Origin of the sequence: Phenylobacterium sp. (assembly GCF_020253645.1) — a bacterium.
Lineage (GTDB): Bacteria > Pseudomonadota > Alphaproteobacteria > Caulobacterales > Caulobacteraceae > Phenylobacterium.
On sequence record NZ_JADCBG010000111.1, the window covers coordinates 1 to 10779 of the forward strand.

A 10779-nucleotide genomic window follows, 5' to 3' on the forward strand; every position below is an offset into this window, starting at 1 on the left:
ACCGTGTCGGCGCCGATGTTGCCGTTGGCCCAGTTCAGGCCGGGGCCCAGGTCGATCAGGTCGGCGTCCCGGCCCCCGTACAGGCTGTCATTCCCCTCCCCGCCGGTCAGGGTGTCGGCGCCCGAATTGCCCTGAAGCAGGTCGTCGCCGGCCAGGCCGGCCAGGGAGTCGCCGCCCGTGTCGCCATAGAGGGCGTCGCCGCCGCTCCCGCCCGCGACGGAGTCCGCCCCTGTCGTGCCCACGAACAGCCGCGCCCCATCCGGAAAGACGATCTGCCCGGCGCTGGCGCCCAGCCCCGCGAGGCCGGCCCCGAACACCTTGGAGACGCCGTTGAAGGCCAGGGTGATGGTCGCCGGGGTCGGCGCAGGCGGCGGAAAGCCCGGCGGCTGCGAGGCGGGGGTGAAGGTCACCGACACCGCTGCGGGCGAAGCGCCCGGCGTGGTGAAGGTCAGGGTGTCCGCGGCGGTGAAGGTCAGGCCCTCGGCGGCGGTGATGGTCTCGAAGGTAAAGGCGGGCATGGCGGTCCCGATCACAGGAGGAAGGCGGGGCGGACGTCGCCGGTGGGCCAGGGGCGCCGCCGGCGTTTCGGGCAGTCTGCCCCGCAGGCGTTAACATCCCGCTTCCGTCCTCTCCCCGCCCGCACACGCCCAAACGCCGCCCGCGCAAAAGAAAAGGGCCGCCCCGAGGGGCGGCCCGATCCTTGGGTTCCGAGGAACCGGGTTTAGGCGATGAAGTCACCGTCGGCCAAGGCGCCCGTGATGTTGATCAGGCCGATGGCCGTATCAATCACATTGTCAGCGTTGGTGTCGGCGAAGACATAAGTCGCCGTCGTACCGACCGCGACCACGACGATATCCGACGTCCCGGCCCCGATCACCCCGTTTGCGGCGCTGAGCGCCGCATCGAAGGTTGCTGCGGTGGTCAGGGTCTCGACAGTGCCCGTGACACCCAGTGCAATCCCGTCGTCTGTGGTGTTGAAGCCATCGATGATGTCGATGCTGCCGGCGGTAGTCGACGAGGCGTCACCCGCCGCAAAGACGAACCGGTCATTGCCCGCGTCACCGTTCACGGTGTCGGCGCCAGCGCCGCCCGAGATGGTGTCCCCACCGGCGCCACCGACGATGCTGTCACCGCCCGTGTTGCCGAAGAGGCTGTCGAGGCCATCATCGCCGGAGATCGTATCCGCGCCGTCGCCACCGGTGACAGTGTCCGCACCCGTTCCGACGGTCAGGGAGTCTGCGCCGTCGCCGCCGCTGACGTTGTTCGCACCGTCGCCGGCGGACACTGTGTCGTCCCCGGCTCCGCCGGTGATGACATCGTTATCGGCCCCACCTGTGATGGTGTCGCCATCGGCTCCGCCGTCGATGGTGTCGTTCCCGCCACCGCCCACGAGGGTGTCCGCTCCATCACCGCCAGAGAGGTTCTGGTTGCCGGTGCCGCCCGTAATCTGGTCGGCGCCAGCGCCACCCGAGACGGTGTCATTGCCACCGCCCGAGACCAGGCTGTCCGCACCGTCGCCGCCGCTGATCCCTTCGGAACCGGCGCCACCGGAGATGGTGTCGTTTCCGAGATCACCCACGAGCGAGGAGGCTCCATTGCCGCCGGTGAGCGAGTCCAGACCGTCACCGCCGTTTAGGGTGTCCGCGCCGGTCGTACCGCCAGTGAGGGTGTCGTTACCCGCCCCGCCGACCACGAAGTCCACGCCGTCACCACCGGAGTAGCTGTCGTTACCCTCGCCAGCATCGGCGGAGACAGACGCCCCGGAGTTGCTGGTGATCACGAAGGTGTCATCGCCGAGACCGCCGATGGCCGTTGCCTGGGTGGCCGTGGCCGGAGCCAGGGTGATCCGGTCAGCGCCGGCGCCGCCGTCGAGACGATCGTTTCCGGCGCCACCGATCAGGGTGTCTGCACCAGCGCCGCCAGCCAGGGTGTCAGCCCCCGTCTCGCCGCTGATGCAGTCCTCACCACCACCGCCATCGACATTGTCAATACCATCGCCGGCCACGAGCGTATCGTTGCCTTCGCCGCCCGTGATCACGTCGTTGCCAGCGCCCGACGTGACGCTGTCGTTGCCGTCACCACCGGAGATGGTGTTGGCGCCGCTGGCCGCGTTGATGTTGTCGTTGCCGGCGTCGCCACTGATGTTGTCGTTACCATCGCCCGAGGTGATGCAGTCGGAGCCGTCCCCACCGATGACGGTCGCCGCACCCGTACCGGTATCAACCACCGTGTCGTTGCCAGCACCCAGATCGATCCGGTCGGCGCCGGTGAAATTGCCGCCGCTCACGGAGTCAGCGCCGTCGCCACCCACGAGCGTGTCAGAACCTGTAGCACCAATCAGTGTGTCCGCACCCGCATCACCAGAAAGGTTGTCGGCGCCGTCACCGCTGCTCAGGCAGTCATTGCCGTCACCGCCGGTGACCACGTCGTTGCCTGAACCGGAGCTCACCGTATCGTTGCCGGCTCCGCCCTCGACGACGTTGGCCCCGTCGCTGGCATTGATGCTGTCGTTACCGTCGCCACCCAGCAGGGTGTCAGCACCGGTCCCGGCGCCAATGTTGTCGTTGCCGAGGTCGCCGGTCACGTAGTTGAGGCCACCGCCGGCTGCGATTTCATCGCCACCCTGGCCGCCCAGGATCGTGTCGTTGCCATCGCCACCGGTGACGCTGTCGGCCCCCAAGTTACCATGGAGGTAGTTGTTGCCCGACCCGCCATCGATGGTGTCGTTGTCCTGACCGCCAAGGAGGCTGTCCGCTCCGGCGGCGCCATTGATGGAGTCAGCGCCGGAGTTGCCATTCACGCTGTCGGCGCCATCACCAGTGTCGATGATGGAATCGTTGCCTGTACCGCCAAGGATGGTGTCGGCGCCCGACCCGGACTGGATGGTGTCAGCCCCCTCATCGCCACTGATGCTATTGGCGCCGGAGCCTGCATTGATCGTGTCGTTGCCCTCGCCGCCGGTGATGTTGTCCGCGCCCGTGCCGGAGGCAATGGTGTCGTTGCCGGCGCCGCCATCGATCAGGTTGTCGCCCGCACCGGCGTTGATGTCGTCGTTGCCTGCGCCGCCGGTGATGGTGTCTGCACCGGTGAGGGAGGTGATGCTGTCGTTGCCGGCGTCGCCCGCCACGTTGTTGGCGCCGTCGCTGGAGACGATGGTGTCGTTGCCCTGGCCGCCCAGCAGGGTGTCGGAGCCCGTACCAGCGGTGATGGTGTCGTCACCCAGGTTGCCGTGGGCGTAGTTGTTGCCCGTTCCGGTACGGATGTCGTCATTGCCCTGGCCGCCCAGAAGGGTGTCTGCTCCCGTGTCGCCAGACACGGTGTCGTTGCCAAGACCACCCTGGATGAAGTCCGCGCCGTCGCCGCCGGTCAGGTTGTCAGCACCCGAACCACCATACAGGGCGTCACTGCCGGCCGAGCCAGTGATGACGTTGGCATCGGTGGTTCCGACATACAGCATGGTGTTGTCGGGGAAAATGATCTGGCCCGTCACATTGCCCACGCCGGCCGTGCCGACGATGAAGCTCGGCCCGAAGGTCTTCGTCACCCCACCGAAGGTGAGGGCGAAGGAGGCCGGCGTCAGGGGGAAGCCGGAGGCGTCCGTGATCGCCACTGTCACCGCCGTCGCCGTGGCGCCCGGGGTCGTGAACGTCAGGGTGTCCTTGGTTGCGTCGAAGGCCAACGCATCTGCGGCGCTGATCGTCTCGAACGTATAGGCGGTCATTCTTCTCTCCAGTGTGTTTCACTCGGACCGACGAAATGTCCGGCGCCACGACCCCATGGACGCTTCCATCGGACGGGTTCCGGCGGTCCGTAGCCCTTAGCTGTGACCGCCACATGACGTAACACAGCGAAGGTTAAACGAGCCCGAACAAGCCGTAGCCCAAGCGATTCAATTGCGCAACTGCAAAAACCCCCCTGTTCCGGCGACGCCGGGCGGGGGTGATGCCGAAAGGTCACGCCCCCTGTTTCCCGGCCGCCGGACAGGGCCTACTTGTCCCTCATGGAGGCGTTCAGCGTGTCCGAGAGCGGCCCCACGATATAGCCCATCACCGTGCGCTTGCCGGTGGTGATCATCACGTCGGCGGGCATTCCCGGGGTCACGGTCTCGCCCGGGGGCAGCTTGGCCAGCTCCTTCGGGTCGATGGTCAGGTCGGCGCGGAAGAAGGACTGGCCGGTCTTTTCGTCCGTCACCTCGTCGGCCGAGACATTCGTCACCACCGCCGCAAAGGGCGAGACCCGGCGGCTGGAAAAGGCCGACAGGGTCACCCGGGCCTTCATGCCGGGGGTGATTCCCTCGATGTCGCCGGGCTTGATTCGCGCCGTCACGGCCAGGGGCGCGTCAGAGGGCACCACGGTCATCAGGAGTTCGCCCGCGCCCACCACCCCGCCCAGGGTGAACTGGGTCAGGTTCAGCACATAGCCGTCCACCGGCGCGCGCACGGTGGCGGCCTCGAAGGTCTGGCGGGCGGCCGCCAGCTTGGGGCGGGCGTCGGCCAGGGCGGCCTGCATCTGCCTCAGGCCCTCGGCGGCCTGGCTGATTCTCTGGTCGTTCAGCGAGGCCAGCTGCACCTGGGCCTCGCCCTTCTGCTGGGCCAGCCGCTGCTGCTCGGCGCTGAGGGCGCCCCTGCGGCCGGCCAGGTCGGCCAGGGCCCGCTGATAGCGAAGGATCAGGGTCTTCGGGGCATAGCCCTGGGCGTAGAGGGTCTCATACCCCTCCAGCTCCTGACGGGTCAGGGCGACGTTCTCGTCCAGGGCGGTGATCTGGGCGCGCACGCCCTGGATCTGCGAGTCGATCTGCTGGGTCCTCTGGCGCAGCACCTCCGACTGGCTGTCGAAGAACTGCAGCCGGCTGGCGAACAGGAAGTCCTGGTCGCGGATCAGGGCGCCCACCCGGGGGTCGGAGATCCGCGCCGTCAGCTCGGCGGGAAAGGCGACCTGGCGGGCGCCGCGGGCCTCGGCCTCGAACCGCGCCACCTGGGCGGCGTAGGTGTCGACCTGGTTCTGCATCACCTCCATGGCGGCCCGGGGCTGCACGTCGTCCAGGGTCAGCAGAACCTGGCCCTTCGTCACCTTCTGGCCCTCGCGCACCGGAATGCTGCGCACCGTGCCGCCCTCGCGGGCGCGCAGCACCTTGCGGTTCTCCTCCACCCGCACCACGCCGGGGGCGATGACGGCGCTTTCCAGGGGGGCCAGGCTGGCCCAGCCCAGGAAGCCGACCACGAACACGCCGATCAGGATCGAGCCGGTGATCATCGGCCGGCGCATCCGCCGCTCCAGGTCCGGGTCCAGGGGCTGGTCCGACACCTTCAGAAGGGGCGCCAGCCAGCGGCGCGCCGCGGCGAGGGGGCCGGGCGCCTTGCGGGGGCCGCTTGCGGGGCCGCCCTCAGGACCGGTTCCGGGCCCGTTCCCGGGGCCGCCTCCGGGGGCGCCGAAGGCGGACTTGCGCGGGTCCAGGTTCATCGGGCGCCTCCGCCTTCCACGGCCCTCAGGGCGGGGGCGGCGAACTTGGCCATCACCGCCTCGCGGGGACCGAAGGCCTCCATCCGGCCGTCGCGCAGCACCAGCATCTTGTCGGCGGCGCGGAAGATCGAGGGCTTGTGCGCCACCATCACGATGGTCGCGCCCCGGGCCTTGGCTGCATCGAGGGCCGACAGCAGGGCCTCCTCGCCCTCGGCGTCCAGGGCGGCGTTGGGTTCGTCCAGCACCAGCAGGGCCGGGTCTCCGATCAGGGCGCGGGCCAGGCCCACGCGCTGGCGCTGGCCGGCCGAGAGGATGCGGCCGCTCTCGCCCAGGTCGGTCTCATATCCCTGGGGCAGGCGCAGGATCATGGCGTGGACGCCGGCGGCCTGGGCGGCGGCCACCACCATCTCGTCGGTGATGTCGTCGCGGAAGCGGGCGATGTTGTCGCGCACCGTGCCCGGGAACAGCTCGGTGTCCTGCGGCAGGTAGCCGACATTGCGGCCAAAGTCGGCGCGGTCCCAGGCGTGGACCTCGGCGCCGTCCAGGCGGACCGCGCCGTGGGTCGGCGGCAGGACGCCCACGAGCAGGCGGGCCAGGGTGGACTTGCCGGCGCCGGACGGGCCGATCACGCCCAGCATCTCGCCGGGCTCGACTCGGAAGGCCAGGGCCTGGAGGGCGAAGCGGTTGGCGCCAGGCGGGGCGAAGTTGACCCCCTCCACGCTCAAGAGGCCCTTGGCCCTGGGCAGGGCGGTGGAGGGGCGCGGCTCCTGGTAGCCCTCGAACACCGTGACCAGGCGCTCATAGGCCCGGGCGCCGTTCATCAGGCCGTCCCAGCTGGCCACCAGCCGGTCGATGGGCTGAAGGGCGCGGGCGCCCAGGATCATGTTGGCGAACAGGAGGCCCACATGGATCTGGCCGGTCAGCACCAGCCAGGCGCCGACGGCGATGATCAGCACCTGGATCCCCTGGCGCAGGCCCCGGGAGATGTTGGTCATGTAGCTGGCGTCGTCACTGGCCAGGGAGCTGCGGTCCATCGTGGTCTGGCGGAAGGCCCGCCAGCGCCCGGCCAGGGGCTCGGTCAGGCCCATGGCCCGGACCACCTCGTTGTTCCTAAGGGCCTGGTCGGTGAAGCCATAGCTGCGCAGGGCCGCTTCGTTGGCCTCGTTCAGCATGGGCCGGGTGCGGATGTCCTGCAGAAGGGCCACCGCCAGCAGGACCAGGGCGCCCACGAAGGTGATGACGCCGATCACCGGGTCGACCACGAACAGGACCAGCATGAAGATCGGCATCCAGGGCAGGTCGAACAGCACGCCGAAGGCCGGGCCGGTCAGCATCTGGCGGAAGGAATCCAGATCGCGCAGGGCCTGGCTGCGGGCCTGGGGCATGCCCCGCGCCGCGCCCTCGAACAGGGCCCCGAAGACGTGGCTCGAAACCCTCTGGTCCAGCAGGACGCCAAAGCTGATCAGCACCTTGGCGCGGTAGTGGTCGATGATCGACGACATGACGAAGGCCGCCAGCACGCCGCCGGTCAGCACCAGCAGGGTCGGCACGCTCCCGCTGGGCAGCACGCCCGCATAGATGTGCGTCGTGTACAGGGGCATGGCGAAGTAAAGCAGGTTCGAGACCAGGCTGAAGACGCCCGCATAGATGAGCGGCCGGCGCCCCTCCTTCACCGCGCGGGTGAGGGGGTTGTCCGGCATGTCGGCGAAGGGGTTGAAGATCTTCATCCTGGGTCCTGGCTCGGGCCGGCGCGCCGGCTTCCGCTTCGGGGGGCGACCATCACCCCGGAAGGTTTACGAAAAGCAAGGAAATTCCGCGAGGGGGTTCCGGGAACGCCCGGACCCCCGTGTCCCCGGCGCCACGCCACCCCCCGGATTTCCCCCCCATCCCGCAGCCGGCGGCCGCCTGCCGACCCGCCCCGGCGCCAACGCTCCAATTCCTCCCCCTCCCGAGGGGCAGGTGGACCGCGAAGCGGGCCGGAGGGGGCCTGCCGGGGTTCAGCCGCCTGCCGGATGTGCGGCGGATCGATTCGTCCTAGTCTGGCGACATGACCGGCTCCTCCCGTCTTCCTCCGCCTCTCGCCGGGGCTGGCCGCGTGGCCATCCTGGGCAGCTGCGTGAGCCGCGACCTCTGGCGCATGGCCGGGGCGCCGACGGACGACCTTCTCTATATCTCCCGGACCCGCCTGCCGAGCCTGTTCGCCGCCCGGCCGGAGGGGCTGGTGCTGCCCGAGGGGCCGGCGCCCGGCCTGCGACCGAATCCGGCGCAGGCCCTCCGTACCGACCTTTCAAAAACCGGACTGGATGAAATCATCCGGTTCCGTCCAGATGTCGTCCTCCTCGACTTCATAGACGAGCGGTTCGACCTCCTGGCGGGCGCCGGAGGGGTGGTGACCGCGTCCTGGGAGCTGGAGACGGCCGGCTGGGACGCCCTGCCCCCCCTCATGACGCTACGGCGCCTGGACGCCCTGGGCGACGCCGACGCGACGCTGTGGCGACGCGCGCTGGACGCTCTGGCGACGCTCTTTGCGCCGGGGGGGGCGCTGTCGGGGGCGCGTCCGGTGCTCCACGAGGCCGTCTGGGCCGGCGCCCTGCGCCACCCTTCCGGCCGGGTCGAGGCGCTGGAGCCGGACCTCGAGATCACCCCCGGCCGGCGGGCCTTGCGGGCGGCGCACAACGCCCGGCTGGCGCGGATGCACGCCGCCACGCGGGCCGCCATCCCGCGGCTGGAGGTGGTCAAGGCCCCGGATTTCCTGGTGTTTTCCGACCCTGACCACGTCTGGGGCCTGAGCCCCTTCCACTACGTCCCCGCCTATTACGCCGAGATCTGGCGACAACTAGGGGGCGGCTGAGCGGCGGGCCAGGGCCAGCCGGTTAACGAGAGCGCGACCGACCGCACGGATCTGGGTAGGAATCCAAGAGTAAAACTCTCTGGGTCGGCGGGCGACAACTGCATCCTGCGTATTGTTGATGCACTGCCTTCCGATCGACAAAATGTCAAAGTACGGAGACCACATTTCCATAACATAATCATCACCATGATATGCTAAACGATAAAAATCTGGCAATCCTTCTGTCTTTTCTGAGTCTCCCCAATACGCAAAACCTTTGGAACGAGCGTCAGAAATTATGTATTCAGGTAATTCAAATGAAAACGGGTTCAATTTTGTAGTGATAAGATAACCACCAGGCTTCAGCACACGACGAATTTCTTGAAGTAGGGGAAATTGAATTTCCTCTGGAAGATGGGTGAAGATTGAAATCGAGTAAATTGTATCGAAATACTCGTCTGGATAGGGGAGCCTACCACCCGCGGGATTGACGTCAAACTTAGCTCGGTCTGAGAGCGTGTTTGCCGCCCACTCAATCGCCTCTGGATCAATGTCACATCCGAAGAGTTTTGCCTTGGGAAAGACGTCCGCGTAGCAGTCGATCACACGACCTGGACCGCAACCGAGGTCCAGGACGCGCCCGCTTGGCTTTGTACCCTGTGACGAAAACTTCAAAAGCAGATCGGTAATCTCTTTCGCCACTTCCTTCCCGGCGGCATGATAGCCACCAGCCGCCGCCCCGGTCACCCGGATCTGTAGGGGCTCAGGTGGAATCGCCCTCAGCGACCGAAATGTGCCCAGGCATTCGCGCGCCCAAGCTCGGGTCACGGCATACTCAAATGTGCGCCTGCGGCTTCCCGACCTGACCTCGGCCTCAAGAAGAAAGGGCTCTGAATAACTCTCCTTCGAGAAAAGTGAGCGAAAATCAACTTTCGCATAAAATTTCATCCCGGTTTTGCCGGCTAGGTAACCTTCAAACTTAGGGGGTTCAGTTGTTACAACCTTCACCTCCTTTCCGTTGATCGACAGGTGAATGTCGGGTGAATTAATATTGTCGACCTCTGCCCACCCCCGAAAAACATAGATCTTGTCTTCCTGATCTAGGAAATAGGGTGGATCTAGGGAAATGAAGACAATCTCATGCTGGGCCATTTCGTCACCTTGCGCTAAGTCAACGACTATCCAGGACGGATGTCATGCTTCCCCGAGACCGCCGGGCCAGGGCCTCGGCCGGGGTCATTCCTGAGCGGATCGCCTCAGGATCGTCCAGCAAGGCCAGGGCCGGATGTAGCCCCTCCGGGCCCAGGACCGCCCAGGCGCCGCCGGCCAGGTAGTCGCTCAGGGGGTCCTTCGAGGGGTCCATGGCGGCGCCCCTGGCCTCGGCGTAAGTCCTTGAATTGAAATAGGGACCCGGACTTTCCAGAGTGTCTCGCGCGGTCAGGACAAAGCGCGCCAGGGGCTCGGACTCGCCGTCGTCCAGGCCCTGCTCCCGCCGCCAGGCCGGGTCGAACAGGGGGTGGGGCGAGGCGCCCGTCCGCCAGCCTTCGGTCAGGTACCAGACCAGGTCGCCGCCGGCCCACTCCGGGTCGAACAAGGGGTGGGGCGACAGCCCCCGGGCCGCCCCGGTCCGCAGGTAGTGGAGCACCGGATTTTCGCCCGTCGCGGCCAGTTCCGGGGCCTGGGCGACGTATCCTTCCAGACTGAAGAGCGGGTGCGGATCGCGGCCCTCGGCGGCGCCTTCGCGCAGGAAGTGATCCAGCGGGGTCAGGCCGGTGCGGGCCAGTTCGGCGGCGTTGCGGTCGGCGTAGAACCTTGAATCGAATAGAGGATGGGGCGACAGCCGGGCGTCTCCGCCCCACACGAGATAGTGCGCCAGGGGGTCGGCGCCGACGGGCTCAGGCGCCTGGGCGGCGTACCAGTCGGGATCGAACAGGGCCGCGCCCTCGCCCAGGCGGGCCCGGGCGCGGACCAGGGTCCGGCCGGGCGCGCCGAGCCGGGCCAGAACCTTCTCGGCCAGCCGGCGCAGGCGGTTGCGGCGGTCCGGCCCGCGGTGGGCGAAGGCTGCGGCGCGATAGCGGTCGAACTGCGAGGCCCGCAGCCGCGCCTCGGCCAGGCTCCGCGCCCCAAGGGCCTCCGCCAGGGCCTCGCCCAGCTGCAGCCGGATCAGGGCCTCTGCGGTCTCGGCCCGCTGGACCTCGGCGCGCAGGACGGCCAGGCGCTGGCCCGCGGCGTCCACCGCCGCCGACAGCCGCACGGCCTCGGGCGTGGGACGCGGACTAGCCACGCCGGCCCGGCCCCTCGGCCTTCCACCAGGCCTGGTATCCGCCCGCGAAAGGATCGGGGAAGGCCGCCTGCAGGTCCGCCCGCTCGCGGTAAAGCACCCGCTGCGGCTTGGAGATCGCCGCGCCGTCGTCGAACTGGCCATGGGCCCACCAGCGCTCGGGAATGGCCGGGTCCGTGGCCGCCGCGACGGCCTCCTTGTACCAGCG

General features: G+C 68.2%; 7 protein-coding genes and 1 pseudogene. 1 reads left to right on the forward strand and 7 read right to left on the reverse strand.

Annotation, left to right across the window (positions count from 1 at the left end):
• From INE98_RS08140 to INE98_RS08155, 4 genes are all read right to left on the reverse strand, one after another.
• On the reverse strand, positions 1–518 hold a 518-nt coding region (locus INE98_RS08140; RefSeq protein WP_367120175.1), incomplete at its 3' end, for a calcium-binding protein.
• A gap of 203 nt (positions 519–721) precedes the next feature.
• On the reverse strand, positions 722–3721 hold the full coding sequence (locus tag INE98_RS08145) for a calcium-binding protein (protein ID WP_293538070.1): 3000 nt from the start codon (positions 3719–3721) through the stop codon (positions 722–724).
• Between the two features lie 266 nt (positions 3722–3987).
• Complete coding sequence (locus INE98_RS08150; RefSeq protein WP_293538072.1) at positions 3988–5460, reverse strand: HlyD family type I secretion periplasmic adaptor subunit; 1473 nt, start codon at positions 5458–5460, stop codon at positions 3988–3990.
• Positions 5457–7187, reverse strand: coding sequence for a type I secretion system permease/ATPase (locus tag INE98_RS08155; RefSeq protein ID WP_293538074.1), 1731 nt, complete (start codon positions 7185–7187; stop codon positions 5457–5459). The genes INE98_RS08150 and INE98_RS08155 overlap by 4 nt, the downstream gene beginning before the upstream one ends.
• Before the next feature lie 320 nt (positions 7188–7507).
• On the opposite strand from INE98_RS08155, the gene INE98_RS08160 reads away from it, so the two are divergent.
• Positions 7508–8311 carry a DUF6270 domain-containing protein gene (locus tag INE98_RS08160; RefSeq protein WP_293538076.1) on the forward strand — a complete coding sequence of 268 codons (804 nt, stop codon included), beginning with the start codon at positions 7508–7510 and terminating at the stop codon, positions 8309–8311.
• Here the strand turns inward: INE98_RS08160 and INE98_RS08165 are convergent.
• The 3 genes and pseudogenes from INE98_RS08165 to INE98_RS08175 form a co-directional block, all read right to left on the reverse strand.
• Complete coding sequence (locus tag INE98_RS08165; RefSeq protein WP_293538078.1) at positions 8297–9442, reverse strand: class I SAM-dependent methyltransferase; 1146 nt, start codon at positions 9440–9442, stop codon at positions 8297–8299. The two genes, INE98_RS08160 and INE98_RS08165, sit on opposite strands and share 15 nt — an antisense overlap.
• Before the next feature lie 19 nt (positions 9443–9461).
• Positions 9462–10574 carry a hypothetical protein gene (locus INE98_RS08170; protein ID WP_293538080.1) on the reverse strand — a complete coding sequence of 371 codons (1113 nt, stop codon included), beginning with the start codon at positions 10572–10574 and terminating at the stop codon, positions 9462–9464.
• Positions 10567–10779, reverse strand: a pseudogene (locus INE98_RS08175) (hypothetical protein); the annotation flags it as partial. The gene INE98_RS08170 and the pseudogene INE98_RS08175, both read right to left, overlap by 8 nt.